A 23,177-nucleotide genomic window follows, 5' to 3' on the forward strand; every position below is an offset into this window, starting at 1 on the left:
GTAATATTTCGTTTGTCTCTTGGACTGTTCTTCGCTTTGCTAATCCAGGGTTGCAGCTCGTACTCCGACACCTCACACGGTAGTGGAGGAAGTGGTGGCGCACCACCTCCACCCGCCACGGAGCGAACGGGGGTTCCGGCAGTCAGGGGAGTCTGGTTGACCAATGTGGACAGCAAGGTTCTTAATTCACGGGAAGGAATAAAAGAGGCGGTAACTCTTTGCAAAAAGCTCGGTATAAACACAATTTTTTCCGTTGTTTGGAACAAAGGATTCACTCTCTACCCGAGTAAGGTAATGAAGAATACTTTCGGCATCGAAATTGACACTGCACTAACCGGAAGGGACCCTTTAAAGGAACTCATTGAAGAAGCTCATGCACAAAATATAAAGGTTTTTGCCTGGTTTGAGTTTGGATTTGCCTCCTCTTTCAAGCTCGGTGGTGGCCATCTTCTACAGGCTAAGCCTGAGTGGGCATCGAAGGACAGAAAAGGTAACCTTACAACGAAAAACGGTTTCGAATGGATGAACGGATTCCATCCCGATGTCCAGAGTTTTATGCTGTCTCTGATAGCCGAAGTGGTTACAAACTACGAAGTGGACGGGATCCAGGGAGATGACAGACTGCCCGCAATGCCAAGTGAAGCAGGATACGACACTTACACGACTAATCTCTACAAACAACAAAATAATGGAGCCTTACCACCCGAGGATTCGAAAAATGAGAAATGGGTTCAGTGGCGTGCTAATATCCTGACAGAATTTGGAGGGAAAATATTCAAAACTGTGAAAGCGATCAATCCAAAATGTATTGTTTCAATGTCTCCGAGTATCTACCCTTGGAGCAAAGAGGAATATCTTCAGGACTGGCCCGAATGGGTTCGAAGAGGATATGTTGAGCTCCTCTGTCCACAGGTTTACAGATATAAAATTGAAGAATATTCAAGTACCCTTTCTGAGGCATTCTTGACATGGCTTCCAAAAGGATATGAAAATATTTTCTTCCCCGGAGTTCTCATCAAGGTTGGAGGTTATCAACCGACGGATGAACTTTTTGTTCAAATGATCGAGGAGAACAGAAAACTCGGAATCCAGGGAGAGGTCTTTTTCTTCTATGAAGGTATCAAAAAGTACTCCGATTTATTGAAAAATGAGATTTACACTGACAGAGTCGATTTTCCGAAATTATTAAAGTGAGTTTATGATTAAGAAGCTGTTTGTCGTTTTTATTATTTTACCTCTCATCCTGTTGGCTCAGCCTAAAAAGGAGATGAGGGCAGTTTGGATCACTAATGTTGACAGCGATGTCCTGTTTGACGATGCAAAAATTGCTTCTGCGATGGATTATCTTGCCTCAATCGGAATAAATGTTGTTTTTCCGGTGGTTTGGAATAAAGGGTATACCCTTTATCCCAGCAGGATAATGGATTCAATATTTCAGAAGCCAATCATTCCTCAGTTTACCGGCAGAGACCCGCTTAAAAAACTTATTATCGAAGCTCACAGAAACGGTATCGAAGTGATTCCATGGTTCGAGTTTGGGTTCTCATGTGGTTATTCCGAAAACGGCGGACACATTCTCGCTACTAAACCCTCATGGGCAGCGAAAAAATATAACGGCGAACTGGTCGTAAAAAACGGTTTTGACTGGATGGCGGGAACCAACCCCGAGGTTCAGGATTTTCTTATCTCTTTAACAACTGAAGTACTTGACAATTACGAAGTCGACGGAGTTCAGGGAGACGACAGACTGCCTGCGATGCCGTTTGAGGGAGGGTATGACAGCACAACAGTTGCTATCTATAAACTTGAGAATTCCGGGCAGAATCCACCTGCAAATGAATATGATGCAAACTGGAAAAAGTGGCGGGCAAATAAACTCAGCAGCTTTTTGAAAAGATGGCGCGACAGTGTAAAAACACGAAGTGAGAACTATATTCTGTCAGTTGCACCGAGTGTTTACCCTTGGGGATATGACAATTATTTGCAGGATTCCAAAGCATGGATGGACTCTTCACTTCTCGACAATTTTATCCCTCAACTGTACCGCCAGGATATTATTTCATATCGTTACGAGCTTGGTCAGGCATTGACTTATATACCTCCCGGTAAAAAGAATATCTTTTTCGCAGGTGTACTGGCTAAGGCCGGGTCGTATGTGGTAAATCAGCAACTGCTGAAAGACTGTATACAGGAAAACAGATTTCAGGGTGTAAACGGTGAAAGTCTTTTCTTTTATGAAGCTTTAAAAGCAAATAACGGAGCCCTTGGAGATACACTCAAACGGATTTACAAAGAGAGGGCCACACTTCCTTACCGGGGAGACAACCTTTGGCGACCAAAAGCTTCCATAATTAATGAAGACAGTTCTTCCAACACAATTAGGAAGGGCAACTGGGAACAGGTTAGCGTTTTGGGTTACAATCCTAAAATATACTGGACGAAAGATACCAGTTATGCATCTTTTGAATGGCAGTTTGATGTTGCGGTTCCTGCCTGGTACAGTCTTTACTCTTATTTTATCCCAAATTTTACTTTCACTGACAGTGCTTATTATACATTGTACAGCAACAATGATTCGCTAAAGTTTCTCTTCAGTCAGCGCAATACAGCTAATAAATCATGGATAAAACTTGGAGATGTCTATGTCACTCCCGGTAAAAAGACTGTACTTAAAGTTGATAACAGTTTTGTTGAAAACGGAAAATACCTGATCGCAGATGCGACAATGCTCATTCTTAATAGAAAATTATCACCAAATATCGTTGTTACCTCGACCGGAGATGAAATTGAAACCGGTGAAGAAGAAATTCCATCCGGTTATTCTCTGCAACAAAATTATCCGAATCCTTTCAATCCTGAGACAAGAATTACATATTCACTATCAGCAGGTTCTATGGTTTCACTCGATGTTTACGATATCACGGGAAGTTTGGTTGTGAAATTGTTTGAAGGATTTAAGCAGGCCGGGAAACATGAGATTGTGTTCGATGCGGCAAAGCATTCACTAACGAGCGGTGTCTATTTCTACCGGTTATCGACAGGGGAAACAAGGATTACACGAAAAATGGTTCTTTTGAAATAAAGATAAAAAAAGGATATCGGTCGATTTAACGATATCCTTTTTTTAATTTAAAACAGGCTGTCAGATCGCAAATTTTATTACAACAAAACCACCGATTAGCAGCAGAGTAAATCCGATTGCGAGCCAGTCAAAATATTTGTCGATGAATGCCTTAATCGGTTCACCATATTTCCATAAAAGAGTGGCCACCAAGAAAAATCTCGCTCCACGACTAATGACTGATGCGAGCATGAACATAACAAAATTTACATCGAATGCACCAGCGGCAATCGTGAAGACCTTATAGGGGATGGGAGTGAAACCGGCAGTAAAGACGATCCAGAAATTGTATTGTTCGAACAGTTTTTGGATGTCATAAAAAAGTGCGTGTGTGAAACTTGGGATGTATGCAAAAAAGAAGTTTGCAACACCGGAAAACTCTCCCGGGGATGACCACCAGACCAGGAAACCGATGAGGTAACCGGCAATACCTCCGAGGACTGAACCAATTGTACAGTTCAGTGCAAATTTGAAGGCTTTTGTTTTTGCTCCAAGCACAAGTGCAATAAGAAGAGCATCCGGGGGAATGGGGAAAAAAGAGGATTCGGCAAAAGCAATAAGGAATAAAGCTATTGGACCGTAGGGCGTGTCCGCCCAGTGCAGCATCCAGTCATATAATCGTCTAATGTATTTCATAAGGCTCGAAATTAATTTTTTTACAAACTTCTAATATGCTAAAACGATAGCATATAGACAACTTAACGAACAACCGGAAACAATATGGAAGAAGTAAAAACTACGCGACTGATCTCTCTTGACATTTTTCGAGGGATCACTATTGCCGGAATGATAATGGTGAACAACCCCGGCTCATGGAGTGCAATTTATCCACCCTTGAAACATGCTGAATGGCATGGATGTACACCTACTGACTGGATTTTCCCGTTCTTTCTTTTCATAGTTGGTGTGGCGGTAACCCTGTCGCTAACCAAACGAAAAGAAAGAGGCGATGACCAGAATAAACTAATCCTGAATATTTTCAGAAGAGGATCAATGATTTTTCTCGTTGGTCTCTTTCTCAATGCCTTTCCTTATTTCAATCTTGCAGAACTCCGGATTCCCGGTGTTTTACAAAGAATAGGTGTGGTCTATTTTATTACTGCAGTCATTTTTCTAAAAGCCTCATTAAAAAGCCAGATTTATATCGCAATCGGTTTGCTGGTGGTTTACTGGCTCGCGATGGCACTGATACCGGTACCGGGTGTGGGTGATGCAAATTATGAAATGGGCAAAAACCTCGCTGCCTGGGTAGACAGTCAAATTCTGACCGGGCATATGTGGAAAGTGACAAAAACATGGGATCCTGAAGGAGTTCTCTCCACTATTCCTGCGATTTCAACCTGCTTGAGTGGCGTTCTTCTTGGTCATTTTCTGCGTACGAAACTCAGCGATGCTGAAAAGGTCTCCTGGATATTTACCGCAGGAGCTTTCTTCATTTTTGCCGGTTCTATCTGGAGTATTTTCTTCCCGTTGAACAAAGGTCTTTGGAGCAGTTCATATGTTGTTTACACAACGGGTGTAGCTTTGATATTCTTCGGCTTTTGTTATTGGATAGCAGATGTTCAAGGTTATAAGAAGTGGGCGAAACCATTTGTCGTTTACGGAATGAATGCAATCACAGTTTTTGCAGGTTCCGGTTTGATGGCAAAAATAATGGGAATGATAAAAGTTACAGGACTTGACGGAAAAGAAATAAATTCGAAAGATTACATTTATCAGACTTTACTTCTTCCATACTTTGATCCGATAAACGCCTCGCTGGTCTTTGCGATACTCTTTATCACATTTTGGCTGGGAATTTTGTGGGTACTCTATCATTATAAGATTTTTATAAAGATATAGATTTAATTGACTTTAAGAGAGGAAATGATATCATTTTTAATGGTATCTTTCCTCTTTTTTGATATTTGGGAGTCAAATTGAAGCTCGATCACCATCGGTGAAGGAGTTTTGTAGAAATTGTCAACACCGGCTCTGAATTCGCTAACAGTACTGATAAGTCTATAATCGATACCGTAAGCCCTCACCAGATTTCCAAAATTCAAACCCGTTTCAGTTTTAAAGTAGGTCGAGAATTCCTCGGATTCTTTGTAGACAGGCAGGTATTCAAATATGCTGCCACCACCATTATTGATCAAAATAATTAACAGAGGGATGGAGTATTTTTTTATAAACTGAAGTGAATTCGAATCATAGTGAAAAGCTATATCACCAACTACAAGTATAGAAGGCGAACCGGATCCTGTGGAAATACCGCCTGCGGTAGCCAGGATACCATCAATTCCGCTCGCACCCCGGCTCACAAGCACGGGATTGCGGAACATTTCTTTCAGATAGTCGTAATCCCTGACAGGGAGACTGTTAGAAAAGAAGACGGGAGCAGTGCTGAATTCTTCCACCAGGTGAGCCAGCGAAGCCATTGCCTCCAATTCAGAAGAGATGTTATCCTCTCCAAACTGTTTTACCATTTGAGCAGCGAATCGTGAATCAAAAGATTGAAGCAGATTATAAAATGAATTCCGTTCCTTCGAAGGATTAGTTAACAAGCCGTCAAGAATTTTTATCGCATCTTCATTTGAGATAATGACTGTTTCCCTCGTCTCAGAGAACTCCCCGAAACCTTCACCTTTTTGACTGATTTTTAGTATTTTGTTCTTAAACCTGTCCAGGAACCTTTCGATGTTTTTGGAGGTGAAATTCCGTCCAAAAATTATGATTTTATCGATCTCAAGTTTTTCAACAAATTCAGTTGACTGAAGGAGATTGCCAAAGTTTCTAATAATTCCGGGCTTGAGTGTTGTTGGATTCAGGAGAGGTGATTCGAGACAAACAGGTATTGAATATTTTTGGCTTAGCTGTACACAATCCTGAATAAAGAGATCAGTATAATTATCATTTCCGAGTAAAATGAGGGTGTTACTGTCGCTTGAAATCTCAAATTCGTGACCGGGTCCGTATACAAGGTCTTTATAAAAATTTTGAACTCCCTGTTGTGAAACAGTGTCTTTTAGTCTTAATACAGTGTCATCGTCGATTTCCACATTAAAGGTATCAGGTTCCAAAGGCTTTTCGAAAGGAAGGTTGATATGCACCGGTCCAGGATAGGGGAACAGCGAGTTGCTCCAGGCTATACCGAGTTCGAAAATTGTTTCCAAAAATCGGGATTCCGAGGGCTCATCTATTTTCAGGTTGTAGAAGAAATCACAATTTGACTTAAAAATTCCAATTTGGTTGATTGTTTGATTCGAGCCGGTATTTAACAGCCTTGAAGGTCTGTCAGCGGTAAGAACAATCAGCGGAATTTGTGAGTTATATGCCTCGATTATCGCCGGATACAACTCTGCAACGGCAGTTCCTGATGTACACACAACAGCAACCGGTTCTCTTGTAATTTTTGCAATTCCCAACGCAAAAAATGCTGATGCTCTCTCATCTATTATCAAGTGTTTCTTTATAAAGTCATTTGCTGCAAACGCGAGTGTGATTGGCGTATTTCGCGAACCAGGGGAGATACACACATGTTTGAGCCCTAATTGCTTTAGGGTACCGACAATAATTGAAGAAAAGAAATAATTAAGATTGGTTTTCATCGAGAAACAGTGCAGTGAGTGGAATGAACTTCAGTTCTGTCTCGGAATATTCACTTTGCGGGTCGGATTCACCAACAATGCCGCCTCCCGCATAAAGTGTGGCAGACCTTTCATCGATGTATCCACACCGGATGGAAACAAAAAATTCTGTTACTCCTCTTGTAGAGGTGTAGCCCAAAACTCCTCCGTAGAGATCGCGTGGTTTCCCCTCTATTTTGTTAATAATCCGTGCGGCTTCCATTTTTGGCTCACCACAGAGTGCGGGTGTAGGGAATAGAAGATTCAACGGCACGAGAGGGACCATCTCTTTATCAACGATTGCAGTTACAGGAGTCCTCAAATGGGTCACATTCGAAAGTCTTTTGGTTGAAGGCATTTCATCATATTTTATGTCGTCAGATATCTTACTGAGATTTGATACGATAAAATCCCTTACGATCATATGCTCCAAAAGGTTTTTTGAAGAACCGAGCAATTCATCTTCCAAAGTGTCCTGCAAACGGGGTTTCTCGGATGATCTGATCGAACCGGCCAAAGCTTCAGCCGTTAGTTTTCCGTTCTGCAGTTTAAAAAGTTTTTCGGGGGTTGCGCAGAGGAAATATCTACCTGAGTAATTAGTAAGTATAATTGTACACTCCGGATAAGAGAGTGCCAGTGATGATACGGCAGCTTCGAAATCAAAATCGCCTGAGAATTTAATTTTTCTTACTCTCGAGATAACTCCTTTTGAAATATTTCCTGCAGCTATCTCGTCTTTCATTTGAGAGATTTTGGAGGCAAATATTTCATAAGATTCATCATTAATTCCCTCAACAAATATCTGCTGTTTTATTCGAGGAGAGAAATGGTTATCAAAATCGGTTGCAGTAAAGAAATTGTAGATGAATTCCGGTATGGTTTCGTCACCTTCAGGCATATTTAGTCTGAGATGATATTTACTTCCTTCTCTTCTGAAAACCGAAACAGGCATCACCCAGCGTGAAAAGAGCGAGTCTTCCGAACTGTGCCAAGGGAAGGAGATGTAAGAAAAAAAATCGGGTAGTGGTGAACCGGAATATTTGATATCTTGGGCCGGATGAGGCAATTCAAGTTTTTGTAACGCGTTATAATCATCTACTGAAATATCTTGAACGACTCCAAATGCAATTATTTCAGAATCTTCTTCCGGCGAGGCTACATAAAAAGTCGCCAAATCAGGATCAGTGAGCAGTGAAGACAGTCTTCTTCCGGAGTGTTCTGTCTCGAATATGCGTGTAGTAATTTTGTTTATTGAACAGAACCTTCGGGATTCTTTTAATTCGAAAACCCGGTCCTTAATGTCTCTCATAATAGTCTATTTTTTAAGTCTGAAGTAAAAAGTGGAGCCTTCGCCAAATCTGCTTTCAACTTCGATTTTTGAATCATGTGCTTCGAGAATATGCTTAACTATCGCGAGCCCCAGTCCCGTTCCGCCGACATCTCTCGATCTTGCCTTATCTACGCGATAAAATCTTTCAAATATCCTGGAAAGATCCTCGGAATGAATGCCGACCCCGGAATCTTTGACCTTGATGATACAATCGCTGTCCTCTTCTTCAACAATTATTTCAACTTTGCCTTCGTTTGTATATTTTACAGCATTCTGAAGCAAGTTGACCATTACCTGACGGAATCTCGCTTTGTCACTGTAAACTTGTAAACCCTTTCTGACGGGATGAAGGAGTAGCTCAATATTATCATTTTCGATGGTTGGTTCAAACTCGTCCAACAACTCATCAAGCGAGTTCTTCAGGTTAAAATACCTGAAACTCATCTTCATCTGACCTGATTCAATCAAAGAGATGTCGATCAAATCGTTCAGGAGGTTGCTCAGATTTCCCGTGTGCTCGTAAGCTTTTCTCAGGAAATGCATATTTACTTTTGGATCTGCAATAGCCCCGTTTAAGAGTGTTTCTATGTATCCACTGATCGCGAAAATGGGTGTTTTCAATTCATGGGAGACATTTCCCAGAAACTCTTTCCTCATTTGTTCAAGTTTTTTGAGATAGATAAAATCGGACTGAATCTTTTTAACCATCTCATTCATTTCAAGCTGAATATCCTCCAGACCTTCGTTCAAAACAAGTTCGGCAGTAAGGTCTATCTCCTTGGAAGCAATCAGGTTCAGAGTTTGCTTTATATTGGACAAATCAGATTGCCTTTTTTTACCAATATAATAAAAGAAGAAAGCAAACGAAACCAGTCCCGGGAGGAGCATGAAGATTGAATCAAGTTCGAAAAGGAACAAACACAACGACAACAAAAGAAATATGCCCAGTGAATAGAGCAATTCCTTCATGTATCGTGACGCAGCACGGATGCTGTTAATCAAGTTCTTTGAACCGGTATCCGACACCCTTGACAGTCTCTATGAGATCCTGGAATGCACCCAGTTTTTCCCTTATTTTTCTAACATGGACATCAACAGTTCTTTCAACCACATAAACATCCGAACCCCAGACATATTTCAGCAGAGCAGATCTGCTGTGGACGATACCGGGGCTGTTCAACAGGAAAAAAAGAAGTTCAAATTCTTTCCTCGGAAAAATCTTTTCCTCGGAATCAACTACCACAATGTACTTATCGCGATCAATCTCAATCGGCCCGTATTTTATCAGGTTGGCAGCATCTTCAAAACTGAATTCTGCCCGGATGGAGTTTCTTAAAGTTGCTTTAATTCTCGCGACAAGTTTGGAAGGAGAAATTGGTTTTGTAATGTAATCATTGGCACCAAGTTCCAGACCTTTTATCTCATCAAACTCACTTGATTTGGCAGTAAGGAAGATAACGGGAGTTTTTTCAGTAGCTTTGTTCGCTCTTATCTTACGGCACACTTCGTACCCGTCAAGTTTAGGCATCATTATATCAAGCAAAACGAGATCAGGGTCGTGACTCATCATCTTCAGGCCCTCTTCACCATCGGTTGCAGAAATTACTTCGAATCCATCCTCTTCCAAATTGTACTTGATAAACTCGATAATATCTTTTTCGTCTTCAATGATGAGTATTTTAGTAGCCATTGTTAAACCAAGACCTCTTTTCTGGTGGATGCTGACAAGTACATATTTTGGATAATTTTCAACCGGGCTACCGAATCCTCAGCAGAGGAGAGCACAGGGTTAAGTCCTTTAATAGCACCAATGAAATGATTCAGTTCATTTTGATAAGATTTTTCCAGATGGGTTTTCCTGTTGTCATTCAACATCGGTTTCAATTCGACATCCTGACCGTCAATGTTTTTTATAATCCTAAGTGGATTAATGAGGGCATTTCCTTTGGTACAGTAGATTTCCAGATCGAAAGTATTCTTTTGTGAAGCAATCGCCCAGGATGATTCAAGGTAAATCATCGAGTTTGACTTGGCTCTTATCATACTAACAGAGGAATCCTCAACATTTTTTGTATTGATGAAAAAATTATGGGTCGAAACCGAAAGTATCTCGGGAAAATTTAGGAACCATAACGCAACATCAAGTAAAACAATACCAAGGTCAAAAATTACTCCGCCTCCTGATTCATCTTTTTTAGTGAACCATTTTGATGAACTTGACTGGGACTTGAACCAGGAGCACTTTACAAAGAAAGGATCGCCAAGGTCTCCTGAATTTATGATACCCTTTAAGAGCATGATATCCGGCCTGTATCTCATGTTCATTCCCACCATAGCAATCAGCCCCTTTTCCTTGGCGGTATCGGCAATTTTTTGTGCTTCGTCAATGGTTCTGGCAAGGGGTTTCTCAACAAGTATGTGTTTACCGGCATTGAGACAATCGAGAGCGATTTGCATGTGTGATTTTGTTGGTGTTGCAACGATCACTGCGTCAATCTCGACCTGCTCCAGCATTTTATGGTAATCAGTAAACGCATGGCTCACTTTGAATTTTGACGCAACTTCATGGAGTGCGTTTTTGTTAATATCAGCAATGGCTGTAATCTCAACCTCTTTGTTTCGGTAGAGGTCGGGGAGGTGTATCAATTGGGAGATGCCGCCCAGCCCGATTATGCCGAATTTGATTTTTGACATCAGACTAAAACCTTGTTTATATGATTATCTATTTCAACAAAATCAGTGATTCTTTTCAGGATACCTTCGGGGTCGATTTCGAGAATCCTGTGAAGCTCTGCCTGGGTACCGTGATCAACAAATTTATCCGGGAGTCCGATACGCAGGATATCATTTTTATACCCCTTGTCAACAAAGTATTCCGCAACCGCAGAACCGAAACCACCCACGATTGTATTTTCTTCGAGCGTGACGATTTTTTTGTGGGTACCCGAAATTTCATCAAGAAGTTTCTCATCGAGGGGCTTAATGAATCGCATGTTAACAAGTTTTGCAGAAATGCCGGCAGCTTCGAGTTTGGGAAGAGTTTTGACGGCATAATCTACCATTGAACCAACAGCGAGAATAGCAACATCATTTCCTTCTTCCATCACCTCGGCTTTACCGACCTCATACTCAACAAACTCATCGCTTAGGGGCACACCGAGAGCATTTCCTCTTGGGTATCTTATTGCAACGGGACCACCCTTTAGTTTTGTGGCGGTATAAAGCATGTTTCTCAATTCATTTTCATCTTTCGGAGCCATTAATACCAGATGTGGAATCATTCTCAGGAATGTAAGATCGAGTGTACCATGGTGAGTCGGACCATCCGCACCAACAAGTCCTGCTCTGTCGAGCACAAATACTACATGCAGTTTTTGAAGTGCAATGTCATGAATTATTTGATCGATTGCTCTTTGAATGAATGTTGAGTAGATGGCGACAACAGGAATCACACCTTGTGTTGCCAAACCGGCAGCAAATGTAACTCCGTGTTCCTCCGCAATACCCACATCATAATAGTTTTCCGGACAACATTTTTGCAGAATGTTAAGACCTGTTCCGTCGGGCATGGCAGCCGTAACTCCCACAATCTTAGGGTTTTCCTTTACAAGTTCAACGAGAGCTTCCCCGAAGATCGTAGTGTAGGCAGGGGGCGCACCCTCTTTCTTATATGCAACCCCTGTAACCTTGTCAAAAGGAGTGGAAGCATGAAGCCTTTGTACATGTTTTTCAGCGGGGGCGTAACCTTTGCCTTTTTCCGTATTAGCGTGAATAAGGATGGGTCCGGTTAAATTCCTGGCGGCCTCAAAAACCTTGACAAGCTGATGAACATTATGACCGTTTACAGGTCCGAAATATCTGAAACCCAGCGCTTCGAACAGCATACCGGGAGTCACTATCGATTTGATACCTCCTTCTACTCTGCCGACGACTTTTCTCAGTCTGTCTCCAAAGTTGTCCATTTTGCCTGTTAGATCCCAAACATAACCTTTAAATTTGTTGTAATCAGGACTTGTAATAATTGATGTAAAATAGTTGGAAAACTGCCAGACATTTTGTGCTATTGACATATTATTATCGTTCAGCACGACAATGAGATTCGAATGGAGCATACCGGCATTGTTCATCGCTTCATAAGCCATGCCACCTGTCATTGCGCCATCGCCGATGACCGCAATCACTTTCCGGTTTGTATTCATATACTTGTTTGCTTCAGCAATACCGAGTGCAGCGGAAATGGAGGTTGAAGCATGACCGGCACCGAAGGCATCATATTCGCTTTCATTTCTTTTCAGGAACCCCGAAAGCCCGTTCAACTGTCTGATCGTGGGGAGCAGTTCTTTTCTACCGGTCAGAATTTTATGCGGATATGCCTGATGACCTGTATCCCAAACAATTTGATCTTCGGGTGTATTGAAAACTTTGTGCATCGCGACGGTAAGTTCTACTGCTCCGAGTCCGCCACCGAAATGACCACCGACTACAGAAATAACATCTACCATATATTGTCTGACATCGGTACAGAGTTGCCGCAGTTCAGGGATGGAAAAGTCTCTGAAATCAGCAGGAACATTTACCTTCGAAAGAGCGGGGTAGTTGTTCATATCAACCATTCTTATTCTCCAAAAAATAGATTAAAACATTGGTGATCATTAATTTGATTTAAAGGAATTTTTCAATTCCGTGATTTTAAGTTCAGCCTGTTTGAGCGAAGAGAGACATTCCTGAGAAAGTTTCATCCCTTCTTCGTAAAGTTTTATAGCCTGTTCAAGGTCCAGATCAGGATCCTCTAACAGCGAGGATATTTGCTCAATCCTCTCGAGTTTTATTTTAAATTGCGACACTTCGCTGGTATTGTTACTCATCTTTACCTTTAATAAGAATTTTTCCGTCAAAAAAGTTCAAGTCGAAAGATTTTTCTTTGTCGAGCGCCGTGGAAAGTTTTACAAATCTTCCATCCTGTGTAACATAGACAAATCCCTTTTTAAGAATTCGTTTGTGATCATTGGATTTCAAGTGGAGCAATGCTGAATTTACTCTGTTCTTAAAATCCTTTACGAGATTATTTATGTTATTGTCGATTTGCATCATGGCAAAATCGAGTCGTTGGCTGTTAAATTTGATAAGGTTCAGAGGAGCAGACATCACCGGAGATTCAACAAACCTGAAAACCCGATCCTGTTTTGATTTAAAATTGGCCAGAGTTCTGTTTTCAATTATTTGTGCGAGGTTCTTTATGGCTGAAAAAACCTCATTTGAATCGGGGGTAACGAGCTCCATTGCTGCCGTGGGAGTGGCTGCTCTCAAGTCGGCTACAAAATCTGAAATTGTGAAATCAACTTCATGACCGACAGCAGAAATCACAGGAATCCGGGAGCGGGCGATTGCTCGGGCTGTTGCTTCTTCGTTAAAAGCCCAGAGATCTTCCAGGCTGCCTCCACCTCTGCCGACAATCATTACATCGATATCATCCATTTTATTAAGATCGTCGATTGCTCCGGCAATGCTTTCAGCGGCACCTTCACCCTGTACCCTGGCCGGGGCGAGAACAAGCTCGACCATCGGAAATCTTCTGTGGGCGACCGCTATTATATCCTGCCACGCAGCACCGGTGGAGGAGGTAACAACTCCGATTTTGGAAGGAAACGAGCTAATTGGCTTCTTCCGTGAGGCATCAAAAAGTCCCTCTTTTCCAAGCTTTTCCTTAAGAAATTCGAATGCAACCTGAAGGTCCCCGACTCCGACATTTTTCATCGTCTGAACATCGAGCTGATAACTTCCCCTGGGTGCATAAACCGTTACCGGTCCGCTGCAAATTACCTGCATTCCATCTTTCGGAGTAAATCCAAGCTTTCTGTTGTTACCGCTCCACATGGAACAGGAGATGGAAGCATCTGAATCTTTCAGTGTGAAATACCAGTGCCCCGATGAATGAGATTTGAAGTTGGATATTTCACCAATTATCGTCTCATAACGGAAACCCATCTCCAGGGTCGCCTTGATTTCGAGCGTCAGTTTTGATACAGATTTGTATTGCGGGAGTTGCATAAATATTTAAAAAATGAAACTATAATAATACGAAATTAAAACTTTATGCTAAAACCCAGAGTGGGAAGAATTGGAAACATGGAGGTCGGTCTGACACCCAGTTTTTTATCCTCCGTTACATAATAATTATAGCCGATAATGTTCGATTTGTTGTATACATTTATAACATCGAGATAAAAACTCCAGTCGAGACCCCAGAACCGGGCGAGAGCAGTTACTCGTACATCGAGCCTGTGATATTCCGGTTTTCTCGAGTTGAACCGGTTTCTGTCTTCGAACGCCACATCATAGATTACTTCCGAGAAACTTCCGTTGGCGCTCCTTCTGACAGCGAGGATGGGGGAGTCGAGTTGACGATCGCCATCAGTATCCATAAATATGACTCTGGGCGCAACTCCCTCGGGTGTGGTTAGAGGAAATCCTGAACCATATTGCCATCTGACACCCAGATTCCAGGATTTGGCAAACTGGTAATCGAGCACAATGTTTATTGTATGTCGCTGGTCAAATCTGAATGGAACTGTAAAATTTCTCTCGAATCGATCAGCTACTGCAAAGGAATATGATATCCAGCCACTTATCTTTGAATTTCTGTCAAGATTCTTCTTCGCCAGCATTACTTCCAGTCCGTATGATTCACCGTAGGAATCATTTACCGGAATCTGGGTGAGTGAATCTGATTGGACTCTTACCGGTCTTGTCCAACCGGAACTCGAGTTGGGGTCCTGTCCGGGAATCCGTTCAGTGTAGAAGCGGGTACCGGTAACTATTTTTGGAACCACAAGATCACGAAAATCCTTGTAGTAAGCTTCCACTTTCAGGTTCCATTCGAAGGAAAGCCATCTTTCTACACCCAGGATATAATGAATAGCTTTTGATGCTTCAAGTGTCTCAGTGTTTTGGCGGGAAAAATCGTAGAGGACACCTGCATCCTGAAGTTTTTCATATCCGGGAGACTGGTAGAATATACCCCATGAAGCTCTTATGGTCGTAAGGTCATCGTATGCCCAGGAAGCTGATATTCTTGGGGCGATGTATGATTTTTCAAGAATCTGATAATTATCGAATCTTAGTCCTGCACTTATGTAAAACCTGTCCCAAAGATTAAATCTGTTTTGGAGATATGCCCTGTAGCGGAAATAGGTTTTCGTGTCGTTCAGATCGTCAATTGAGGAACGAAAATTTGGATTTGCAGAAAACAATGCACGGAGCTGGGGGTCAAATTCAAAATCAAATGCCAGTGTGGTTGTTAGGCGGTCGAGCCCAAATCCGGTTTCGAGAAGATTATTGTTTCCCCAAAGGAGATTGAGTTTTGAGTCCCAGGAGTATTTTTCGAAAATAAATTCAGACTTAAACTTAAAATTCAGGAGATAGGGGCTTAAGGTATCAGAATCGAATCCTTTAAAGCTTTCTCTGTTTAGTGAGGGATCAAGCACTTCCGAGTCAAACCCGGCATCGCCGCTGTTTTTATACCAGGAAAGGGTTGACTGAATAAAAAGGTCTGAGTTCGGTGCATAATCCCAGGTCAAGCCTATAACATCATTTCGCGTCACATTGTTAACGGAAATGCTGTCCGGTGAAACCCTGTCCTTACCGGAGACAATGTTTACACCATCAGCGGAGTAGATTCCGAAAAGTTTGATTTTATGACCATCGAAGGGACCGAAGGTGAATTTTGCCTGCACATCATAAAAATTGGGGAAAGCCGAGTCGTCCTCGATAAGTCCGGCACTTTTTGCGAACGGTTCAAGAATCAAATCATAATAAGTTCTTCTGCTGTTTATCAACCAGCTCCCTTTAATGTTAAAGGGATTTTTTCCTTCGAGTACCAGATTTGCGTTGGTGATGGAAGCGTTTAAACTTCCGGTGATTCCTTTCTTGGTAGAACCCTCTCTGTTGGATACTTCGAGGACTGCGGAAAGTCTGTCACCGTAATTTGTCGGAAAACCGCCGGTAATAAGAGTAATATCTGAAACTGCATCGGGGTTGAACATGCTTATGAATCCGTAAAGCCTGTAGGGATTGAAAACCTCGACATTGTCCATTATTATTAGATTCTGGTCGGGACCTGAACCTCTTACAACGAGTTGGGAGGAAAAATCATTTGGGGCTACAATTCCTGGGAGAGCCTGTAGCGTTCTTAGAACATCTTCACCGGCACCCGGGAGTACTTTAGCCTGTTCGGGTTCAAGTTCTATTACACTCGTTTCGGTGTCGGAAGCATCCCGTGATTTCTCTGAAATGACAACCTCATCGAGAAGAATATTTGTTTCAGAGAGGGAAATATTGGCAGTGAGCGTTTTACCAGCTTCTATCAGAATGCTCTTTTCAACCATTGAAAAGCCAATATATGTAAAAGAGATAGTCTTTTTTCCGGCGGGAATGTTTTTTATTTCATAATAACCATCAAGATCTGTAACTGCACCAAGTCTGGTATCTTTGATTTTTACAGTTACTCCCGGGAGAGGTTCTCCCTGACTTGAGACTACGCCTTTTACACTTCCTGATTGAGCTAAAAGTGAAACAACAGATATAAAATATATGAAAGCAAATTTCTTAAACATGGTTCCTCGGTTATGATACACATCATATGTTATAACACATGACTGATAACATAAATTCCAAAGTTGCCCTCTTTCTTTTAATTTAGAATGAGAAAGTCAGAAAGTAGGAGGTGAGACCTATGTTGATGTCAAAATGATTCAAGCCTTCAGCGGATGGGAAATAGTTGTATCTCGCTTTTAGGTTGAAATTAATCACTCTGAAAATCTCGAAAAATCCTAAGGATATTTCAGGAGAAATGCCGTTCACACCAAGAAAATTGGTTGTATAGCTTATTCCCGGAGCTGCGTATTTAATTATCGGAACATCAAAGGGGAATTTTACGCCTGCGAAAAACCGATTTCTGAAGTCGATATCAGGAGTGTGAGCATATTCCAAAGAGAACGCCATCCATGGCAGTTCTGAAATCTCGCTTTGAAAAACTACAACGGGGATTTCCTTAAAAAACGAAAATCTGTTCTCATTTTTGAAAAGGGAGGTACCAACCGAAGGGACAAGAAAAGCAAGTCCACCCAATGTACAATCAGTAAGATAGCCAAGCCATGTTCCCTCAATCTGAGGTTCGAAAGGCAACTTTATTTCAAATTCCTCACTTGAACTCTTGTTTCCCAAGGCATCCTCAACATAAATTATTACCTTTAACAATTGGGAAGAGGCCTTCACATTTGAAACATCAGTGGTAAATCGAAAACTTTCACCGAGAGTGTCAGATACAACAAATCGTTGTTTCCCCTCAAAAACGACTGATGCTTTTGCGGGTGAGGTTGTGAAGAAATAGATAACGATTTCATTTTTCTCTTCCTCTCTTACATATGACTCTATGACATAAACTCCGACGGAATCCTCAGCAAATACAAAATTTGAATCAGTCCCGGCAGCAAGAGAATCCTGTTCATCAATTACAGACGAAGTATCAGGGTTTTCCTGCGCAAAATTTGTTGCAAGCAGGAGTAAAACAAAAATGGATATCAGCTTCATAGTTTTCATTTTGTATCAGTTAGATTTTCAAAATTGAGAATTGAGTAAAAGTATTACCGAAAAAGAGAATTATTTCCCGGGCAAATTACCCAAAATCTGTATAAAAACGCAAAAAATCTTTAAAAATTAATATATCAAAGAGTTTGGCATAAAATTCGCTTAATAAAAAGCAACAAGCATGAAGAAAATGAAAAACATACTTTTTTATTCACCGGATCTTAGTTTTTGTGCCAGTGTGCTGATGTACTTTGAGAAGAAGTACGCAGTTACCACGACCAATGATTTTGATCAAATCGAAAGATTTCTGAAGAGTTCAGACTTCGACATGCTTATTATCGACTGCCAGCCTAATGAGAAGATTGAAAATCTCATCAAGAATATACAACCCATGCCCATCATAATGACATATGTATTCACGAGGAATATTTTGTCGCTGGAATCCCAGATTCGCAGCTATGTAAACGCGATTCTTTACAAGCCATTTGATTTCGAAGAAATGTCGGGAAAAATCGACATTTTGATGGCAAATTAGCACTTCCAACCCCTTTTTACCCTTTTTATTGGAAATCCAATTAATATATTAAACTATTGGATAATTGTAATTTGTTCAATAAATTAAACAGTTGTTTGTTTTATTGAACAATGTACTATTTGATTATGTTTGAATTTAGAAGAAACAAGGCACAAATGATCAGGCACGATATTTGCTGAATCATTAAAAAAAAGGAGCCGTCATGAAAACCACGATTTTTTTACCAGTTTTATTGTTCGCCATTTGGGCTACGGGATGCTACACCCAGTTTGAAGTGCAGCGACCCGAAACCAAAGAGGTAGAGGTTGAGGTAGTGCAAAGAGAGTCTGATGATTCAGTCTCTGATATTGCTGATACTACCATCGTCTCCGCGAATGAAAATGATACGGACTATAATATAACCATCAAGAGATATAAATATGTGGAACAGGATGATTACTGGACCCGTCCGGTAGTTTCCGTCAACATTGGTTACGGCTACGGCTATGTCTGGGATAATTTTTGCTATGATCCTTTCTGGGCATGGTATTACAATCCTTACATATACTATCCAAGATGGGTTTACCATCCGTGGTACTACTGGTATGACCCCTATCCTTACTACTATGGATGGAACTACGGCTACGGACATCATTATGGCGGATATTATGGTTACAACGATGGTTTCTCGAAATACAAATATCGTGACAGAGATATCAGTTCGATTCGTGGCAGAGATGGAGGCAGAGGATCGAGAGGTTCAGGAGGTGACGGATCAGGTGCGAGAACTCCCGGTATTACAGGAGGCAATGATCAGGTTGCGAAACGCTCCGGTGTAAGAAATGATGGTTCACGAACCGGTTCAGGAAGTACAGATGATGAAGTAAAAACTGAACGCAAACGGGGCGGATTTGATACCTGGAATAGGGATGAAGAACCGGTAGTTAAAAGAAATTCCGGCAGGGAAGTCACAAAACGGGATGTCCGTTCAGGCGACAGAACCGATGGCACAGGAAACGATACCAAAAAGATTGAAAAAAGATCAACCGACAGAAATGACGGCGAATCTACAACTGTAACTCGCAGAAAAGATAACCGTACAGACGGCGAGAAAAAGGGTAACAATAACTCCGGTAGCAGAAAATCAACCCGTGAAACCAAGAAAAATGACAATTCAGGAAGTACCGGAAGAGAAACAAAACGACCTTCAAGAAATGATGGTGATAACAACAGTTCCGGAAAAACATACAAATCCCCGTCCAGAAATGACGGTAACTCAAGTGGATCGGGAAGTTCGGGAAAAACCTATAGATCACCATCAAGGAATGACGGTAATTCAAGCGGTTCGGGAAGTTCAGGCAGAAGCAGCAGCAGAGGTTCCGGCAGAAATGACGGCGGTTCGAGCAGCGGAACTTACAGGTCACCCTCTTCCTCATCAGGTAGCAGTGGTCATTCATCAGGTTCGTCCCGTTCAAATTCAGGTTCGAGCTCAGGCAGCAGCAGACGGTCAGGTTCCAGATAACGAGGTATAAAATGAAAAATTTGATTTTGATGTTCCTGTTGCTCTTTTCTCCCCTCATTTTGAGCGGTTGTTATACAATAGTTGACAGTGGACAAAGTCTCTCTGAAGAGGAGATAACCGAGATAGAAAGAGACTATGATGAAGAAGATTATGTGCAGTCCTACTATTCAGGAAATTATTTTGGTGGATATTCAAGCTACCACAGTCTGCCATGGTGGTACTCCATAACCCCCGTAACAGTAGGTTCAAGCGGTTCTTCAGATGGTACGGAGACCGAGTCCGTGGTTACAAGAAAAAGAGACAAGGAAAAGACGAATCTTAGAAACCGTGATGGTGGAAGGAATTCATCGGGTGAATATTCAGGAGCTACTACCACAAGAAGTGGTTCAGGAAGTTCTGGCGGAAATTCGGGTTCAACGACCCCCACTACCACGAATTCAACTGCACCTGCAACAAAATCATCCAACAGTGATGACAGTGGAAGCAGAAGCGGGAATTCCGGTGATAATAAGAACAGTTCAGGGCGTACGAATTCAGGAGGCGGAAGAAAATGAAAAAATTGATGATATTATTTCTCTTTACGACGGGTTTCATTTATTCTCAAACTGTGAATGATGCAGTAAGGCTTGTAATGCCCGGATTTGGATCGGGAGCAAGATCGATAGGTATGGGCAATGCATTCGTAGCGATGAGCGATGACGGATTGGGCATGAATTCCAATCCTGCCGGAATTGCATTAGTCAGAAGGTTCGAACTTGGAACAGGATTCAAATACTCAAGCACAGGGAATAATACCACATTTTTCGGCAATCAGAACAGTGTGAACAATTCTGCAGCACTTCTGGATAATTTCTCGATTCTTATCCCTGTTCCCACATTGAGAGGAAGTCTTGTGCTCGGCACTTCCTACAATAACGTACATGACTTTTCGGGTAAGCTGGCTTTCAATGGTTTCAACGGTGGCAGCAATTCCATGATTCAGGATCTGAACAGTTATTCCAATATTCCTTTTGAGTTGTATCTTACAGATGATAATTCGGTCACGAAAATCAACGGAAGACTCAATCAGTCAGGGACGCGGTTACAGACAGGATCAACCGGAATCTGGAATTTCTCCGCAGCCTATGAAGCCTATAAAAATCTCTTTCTCGGTGTAACCATAGGTATTGGACGCGGAGATTATGAAAACAATTTTGATCTAAGGGAAAGTGATATCAATGGAGTTTATGAAGGTAATGAATTGGCTCCCGGAAATACCTTCACCAAACAGTTCAGAGCATTTGACTACAAAACAATTCTGAACTGGGATGTCAGTTTCTACGACATAAAATTAGGTATGCTTTATCAGGTCAGGGACCTGGCAAGAGTAGGAATGACCGTTGAAATGCCTACGACCTACACCATCAAGGAAAAATATGGTGTCGAAGCTTCCTCATCGTGGGGCACGGGCAGGGTAGTTTCAGTTGACCCGGCTGATTATGCAAGTGATGTTGAATATGAGATTTCGAAACCGTTTAAGTTTACGGGAGGAGTTTCATTCAATTTCAGAGGACTGATTATTTCCGGACAGGCGTCATTTATGGATTACTCTCAGACAAAGTTCAGGGATATTTCAGGACTTGGAAATTCATTTGTTAGCGGTCTGAATAAAGATGTGCAGGCAACTTTAAGGGCAGTACTCAATTACAATTTTGGGGCTGAATACACCATTCCCTTCATTGATGCACGGGTAAGGGCCGGATATTTCACTTTGAAATCGCCTTATAAAGAGGATCCGTCAGAATATGACAGAAAATTCCTGACTTTTGGTCTTGGTTATCTTCTCGACGGTGAATTGTCTTTTGATGTGGCTTACATGTATGGCTGGTGGAAAGATTTCGGTGAAAACTACGGGTTTAACCAGTCAAGAACTCTTCAGGATATAACCTATCACAATGCAGTTTTTGGTGTTTCTTTCCGTTTCTAAATCCGGAGTCTCCTATTAAGGGTTTACTTATCCGGATAGAGGGCCAAAGCCACTGGGTGATGCCCGAAAAGGAAAACCGGGTTATCAGGTGTGTTCTTCGAGGCAGGTTCAAGCATGACCTCCGTATGAAAAAAGACAAACTCCTGCTTACCGACATTGCAGTTGTTGGAGATTATGTTGAATTTGACCAGATAGATGACACTTCAGGCGTGATTTTTGCCGTTGATTCCAGAAAAAATTACATTTCAAGAAAAGCACCCAAAATCAAAGGCTCAACCCTCAGGGGAGAACGCCTCGAACAGGTAATTGCAGCCAACATAGATCAGATTTTTATCATCTGCTCATTTGGTGTGCCGCCATTCAATAACAAAGCTCTCGACCGGTTTCTTGTGATTGCCGAAAGTTCAAATATCCATCCGGTAGTTGTGTTTAACAAACTGGATCTTGTCGAGATTCCCGAGGAACCCGAACTCTGGGCCGACCTTTATACCGGATTGGGTTATGAATTATACGCTGTCTCTGCTCTGACAGGTGAGGGTATTGCTGAATTAAGAAAAGGATTCACGGGAAAGAAGAGTCTGTTTTGGGGACACTCAGGTGTTGGCAAGTCGTCTCTGATAAATGCACTTTTCCCCGAACTCAATCTTGCTACCGGGGATGTAAGTGCCTTCTCGCAAAGGGGAAAACACACCACAGTTATTGTTAATATGAACAGAATTGACAATGATACTTTTCTTATCGATACTCCAGGAATTAGAGAAATCGCCCCCTTCGGTATTCAAAAAGATGATTTAAGCCATTATTTCATCGAATTTGCTGATCATCTCCAAAAATGTAAATACAAACCCTGCACTCATCTGCATGAACCCGGCTGTGGAGTAATCGAAGCTGTCGAAAGGGAAGAGATATCTCCCGAGAGATACGACAGTTATCTCCGGCTTTTGGATAACATTGAAGAGGATATGGTATATTGAAGTTCAGAACCTCAGAGCTTCGGAACCTTTGAACTTTGCAGATACTGAACCTCTGAAGTTCCGAAGTACCGAGGTACTCCCCGTCACACAGGACAAAAAAATATTTCTTTTTCTCTTTGATTTTTGTTGTAAACCCCTTATATTGCATGTATGAAAGTAAAAGTAATTTTTCTCGCACTCCTTTTTTCGATCGGCACCCTTGTAGCCGGCGCTTTTCTCGACTTTTTCTACGCAAAGAGTGAAGACGGGAAAGTGAAGGTTGAATGGAAAACCACCTCTGAAAGCAATCTCAGAGAGTTTACCATTGAGAGAAGAACTCACAATACTCCCTTCACAGAAGTTACCACTGTAAGACCCAAAGGTAACAACTCCTACTATGTCTATTATGACGAAGGTGCATACAAAACCACCGATGTTATATATGTTTACCGGCTTAGAATTAATGACAGAGATAATTCTGCTTCCTATTCAAAAGAAGTGTCGGTCAGTCATTCAGTTTCAGGTTTCAAAAAGACCTGGGGCAGTATAAAGGCAATGTTCCGTTAGAATAAACGCTA

20 protein-coding genes are annotated in these 23,177 nt (G+C 41.7%); 9 read left to right on the forward strand and 11 right to left on the reverse strand.

Annotated features, from left to right (window positions below):
- The first annotated feature begins 3 nt into the window (after positions 1–3).
- Together J0L60_01660 and J0L60_01665 are read left to right on the forward strand one after the other, a co-directional pair.
- Positions 4–1,194 (forward strand): family 10 glycosylhydrolase, encoded by a 1,191-nt coding sequence (locus tag J0L60_01660; protein MBN8544812.1) that lies wholly within the window; start codon positions 4–6, stop codon positions 1,192–1,194.
- A 4-nt stretch (positions 1,195–1,198) separates the two neighbouring features.
- Complete coding sequence (locus J0L60_01665; protein ID MBN8544813.1) at positions 1,199–3,082, forward strand: family 10 glycosylhydrolase; 1,884 nt, start codon at positions 1,199–1,201, stop codon at positions 3,080–3,082.
- A gap of 60 nt (positions 3,083–3,142) precedes the next feature.
- Here the strand turns inward: J0L60_01665 and J0L60_01670 are convergent, their stop codons facing one another.
- Positions 3,143–3,757, reverse strand: coding sequence for a DedA family protein (locus J0L60_01670; protein ID MBN8544814.1), 615 nt, complete (start codon positions 3,755–3,757; stop codon positions 3,143–3,145).
- 84 nt (positions 3,758–3,841) lie between these two features.
- Between J0L60_01670 and J0L60_01675 the strand changes: the two genes are divergently transcribed.
- Entirely contained in the window at positions 3,842–4,963 is a 1,122-nt protein-coding gene (locus J0L60_01675) for a DUF5009 domain-containing protein (protein ID MBN8544815.1), read from the forward strand.
- 2 nt (positions 4,964–4,965) lie between these two features.
- Here J0L60_01675 and menD read toward each other — a convergent pair whose 3' ends face one another.
- The 10 genes from menD to J0L60_01725 all read right to left on the reverse strand — a co-directional run bounded on the left by menD (position 4,966) and on the right by J0L60_01725 (position 17,656).
- Positions 4,966–6,711, reverse strand: a complete 1,746-nt coding sequence (gene menD / locus J0L60_01680) for a 2-succinyl-5-enolpyruvyl-6-hydroxy-3-cyclohexene-1-carboxylic-acid synthase (protein ID MBN8544816.1) — start codon at positions 6,709–6,711, stop codon at positions 4,966–4,968.
- Positions 6,695–8,038, reverse strand: a complete 1,344-nt coding sequence (locus J0L60_01685) for a chorismate-binding protein (GenBank protein MBN8544817.1) — start codon at positions 8,036–8,038, stop codon at positions 6,695–6,697. The genes menD and J0L60_01685 overlap by 17 nt, the downstream gene beginning before the upstream one ends.
- 6 nt (positions 8,039–8,044) lie before the next feature.
- A complete protein-coding gene (locus J0L60_01690) occupies positions 8,045–9,028 on the reverse strand; it encodes an ATP-binding protein (GenBank protein MBN8544818.1) in 984 nt (327 codons plus the stop codon).
- A gap of 25 nt (positions 9,029–9,053) precedes the next feature.
- A complete protein-coding gene (locus tag J0L60_01695; GenBank protein MBN8544819.1) occupies positions 9,054–9,749 on the reverse strand; it encodes a response regulator transcription factor in 696 nt (231 codons plus the stop codon).
- A gap of 2 nt (positions 9,750–9,751) precedes the next feature.
- Positions 9,752–10,753, reverse strand: coding sequence for a Gfo/Idh/MocA family oxidoreductase (locus tag J0L60_01700; GenBank protein MBN8544820.1), 1,002 nt, complete (start codon positions 10,751–10,753; stop codon positions 9,752–9,754).
- On the reverse strand, positions 10,753–12,672 hold the full coding sequence (locus J0L60_01705; protein MBN8544821.1) for a 1-deoxy-D-xylulose-5-phosphate synthase: 1,920 nt from the start codon (positions 12,670–12,672) through the stop codon (positions 10,753–10,755). Before J0L60_01705 ends, J0L60_01700 begins: the two co-directional genes overlap by 1 nt.
- Before the next feature lie 39 nt (positions 12,673–12,711).
- On the reverse strand, positions 12,712–12,924 hold the full coding sequence (gene xseB / locus J0L60_01710; GenBank protein ID MBN8544822.1) for an exodeoxyribonuclease VII small subunit: 213 nt from the start codon (positions 12,922–12,924) through the stop codon (positions 12,712–12,714).
- On the reverse strand, positions 12,917–14,107 hold the full coding sequence (gene xseA, locus J0L60_01715) for an exodeoxyribonuclease VII large subunit (GenBank protein ID MBN8544823.1): 1,191 nt from the start codon (positions 14,105–14,107) through the stop codon (positions 12,917–12,919). Before xseA ends, xseB begins: the two co-directional genes overlap by 8 nt.
- A 35-nt stretch (positions 14,108–14,142) precedes the next feature.
- Entirely contained in the window at positions 14,143–16,671 is a 2,529-nt protein-coding gene (locus J0L60_01720; GenBank protein ID MBN8544824.1) for a TonB-dependent receptor, read from the reverse strand.
- 82 nt (positions 16,672–16,753) lie between these two features.
- A complete protein-coding gene (locus J0L60_01725) occupies positions 16,754–17,656 on the reverse strand; it encodes a hypothetical protein (protein MBN8544825.1) in 903 nt (300 codons plus the stop codon).
- A gap of 178 nt (positions 17,657–17,834) precedes the next feature.
- Here J0L60_01725 and J0L60_01730 point away from each other — a divergent pair, with 178 nt between their 5' ends.
- The 6 genes from J0L60_01730 (at position 17,835) to J0L60_01755 (ending at position 23,166) form a co-directional block, all read left to right on the forward strand.
- Entirely contained in the window at positions 17,835–18,179 is a 345-nt protein-coding gene (locus J0L60_01730; protein MBN8544826.1) for a hypothetical protein, read from the forward strand.
- A gap of 202 nt (positions 18,180–18,381) precedes the next feature.
- A complete protein-coding gene (locus tag J0L60_01735; protein MBN8544827.1) occupies positions 18,382–19,680 on the forward strand; it encodes a hypothetical protein in 1,299 nt (432 codons plus the stop codon).
- Positions 19,681–19,691: 11 nt separating this feature from the next.
- Positions 19,692–20,234 (forward strand): hypothetical protein, encoded by a 543-nt coding sequence (locus J0L60_01740; GenBank protein ID MBN8544828.1) that lies wholly within the window; start codon positions 19,692–19,694, stop codon positions 20,232–20,234.
- Complete coding sequence (locus J0L60_01745) at positions 20,231–21,646, forward strand: hypothetical protein (protein ID MBN8544829.1); 1,416 nt, start codon at positions 20,231–20,233, stop codon at positions 21,644–21,646. The genes J0L60_01740 and J0L60_01745 overlap by 4 nt, the downstream gene beginning before the upstream one ends.
- Before the next feature lie 59 nt (positions 21,647–21,705).
- Positions 21,706–22,620, forward strand: a complete 915-nt coding sequence (gene rsgA / locus J0L60_01750) for a ribosome small subunit-dependent GTPase A (protein ID MBN8544830.1) — start codon at positions 21,706–21,708, stop codon at positions 22,618–22,620.
- 150 nt (positions 22,621–22,770) lie between these two features.
- Positions 22,771–23,166: a hypothetical protein gene (locus J0L60_01755; protein ID MBN8544831.1), complete on the forward strand. Its 396-nt coding sequence runs from the start codon at positions 22,771–22,773 to the stop codon at positions 23,164–23,166.
- The last annotated feature ends 11 nt before the right edge of the window (positions 23,167–23,177 follow it).

This window comes from Ignavibacteria bacterium (assembly GCA_017302895.1).
Classification (GTDB): domain Bacteria; phylum Bacteroidota; class Ignavibacteria; order Ignavibacteriales; family Ignavibacteriaceae; genus UTCHB3.

What these genes read in the sequence shown, in the direction of transcription:
- J0L60_01665 (MBN8544813.1), top strand. Translation starts at nt 1,199, where the DNA reads ATGATTAAGAAGCTGTTTGTCGTTTTTATTATTTTACCTCTCATCCTG.
- J0L60_01670 (MBN8544814.1), bottom strand. Translation starts at nt 3,757, where the DNA reads ATGAAATACATTAGACGATTATATGACTGGATGCTGCACTGGGCGGAC.
- J0L60_01675 (MBN8544815.1), top strand. Translation starts at nt 3,842, where the DNA reads ATGGAAGAAGTAAAAACTACGCGACTGATCTCTCTTGACATTTTTCGA.
- menD (MBN8544816.1), bottom strand. Translation starts at nt 6,711, where the DNA reads ATGAAAACCAATCTTAATTATTTCTTTTCTTCAATTATTGTCGGTACC.
- J0L60_01685 (MBN8544817.1), bottom strand. Translation starts at nt 8,038, where the DNA reads ATGAGAGACATTAAGGACCGGGTTTTCGAATTAAAAGAATCCCGAAGG.
- J0L60_01690 (MBN8544818.1), bottom strand. Translation starts at nt 9,028, where the DNA reads ATGAAGGAATTGCTCTATTCACTGGGCATATTTCTTTTGTTGTCGTTG.
- J0L60_01695 (MBN8544819.1), bottom strand. Translation starts at nt 9,749, where the DNA reads ATGGCTACTAAAATACTCATCATTGAAGACGAAAAAGATATTATCGAG.
- J0L60_01700 (MBN8544820.1), bottom strand. Translation starts at nt 10,753, where the DNA reads ATGTCAAAAATCAAATTCGGCATAATCGGGCTGGGCGGCATCTCCCAA.
- J0L60_01705 (MBN8544821.1), bottom strand. Translation starts at nt 12,672, where the DNA reads ATGGTTGATATGAACAACTACCCCGCTCTTTCGAAGGTAAATGTTCCT.
- xseB (MBN8544822.1), bottom strand. Translation starts at nt 12,924, where the DNA reads ATGAGTAACAATACCAGCGAAGTGTCGCAATTTAAAATAAAACTCGAG.
- xseA (MBN8544823.1), bottom strand. Translation starts at nt 14,107, where the DNA reads ATGCAACTCCCGCAATACAAATCTGTATCAAAACTGACGCTCGAAATC.
- J0L60_01720 (MBN8544824.1), bottom strand. Translation starts at nt 16,671, where the DNA reads ATGTTTAAGAAATTTGCTTTCATATATTTTATATCTGTTGTTTCACTT.
- J0L60_01725 (MBN8544825.1), bottom strand. Translation starts at nt 17,656, where the DNA reads ATGAAAACTATGAAGCTGATATCCATTTTTGTTTTACTCCTGCTTGCA.
- J0L60_01730 (MBN8544826.1), top strand. Translation starts at nt 17,835, where the DNA reads ATGAAAAACATACTTTTTTATTCACCGGATCTTAGTTTTTGTGCCAGT.
- J0L60_01735 (MBN8544827.1), top strand. Translation starts at nt 18,382, where the DNA reads ATGAAAACCACGATTTTTTTACCAGTTTTATTGTTCGCCATTTGGGCT.
- J0L60_01740 (MBN8544828.1), top strand. Translation starts at nt 19,692, where the DNA reads ATGAAAAATTTGATTTTGATGTTCCTGTTGCTCTTTTCTCCCCTCATT.
- J0L60_01745 (MBN8544829.1), top strand. Translation starts at nt 20,231, where the DNA reads ATGAAAAAATTGATGATATTATTTCTCTTTACGACGGGTTTCATTTAT.
- rsgA (MBN8544830.1), top strand. Translation starts at nt 21,706, where the DNA reads ATGCCCGAAAAGGAAAACCGGGTTATCAGGTGTGTTCTTCGAGGCAGG.
- J0L60_01755 (MBN8544831.1), top strand. Translation starts at nt 22,771, where the DNA reads ATGAAAGTAAAAGTAATTTTTCTCGCACTCCTTTTTTCGATCGGCACC.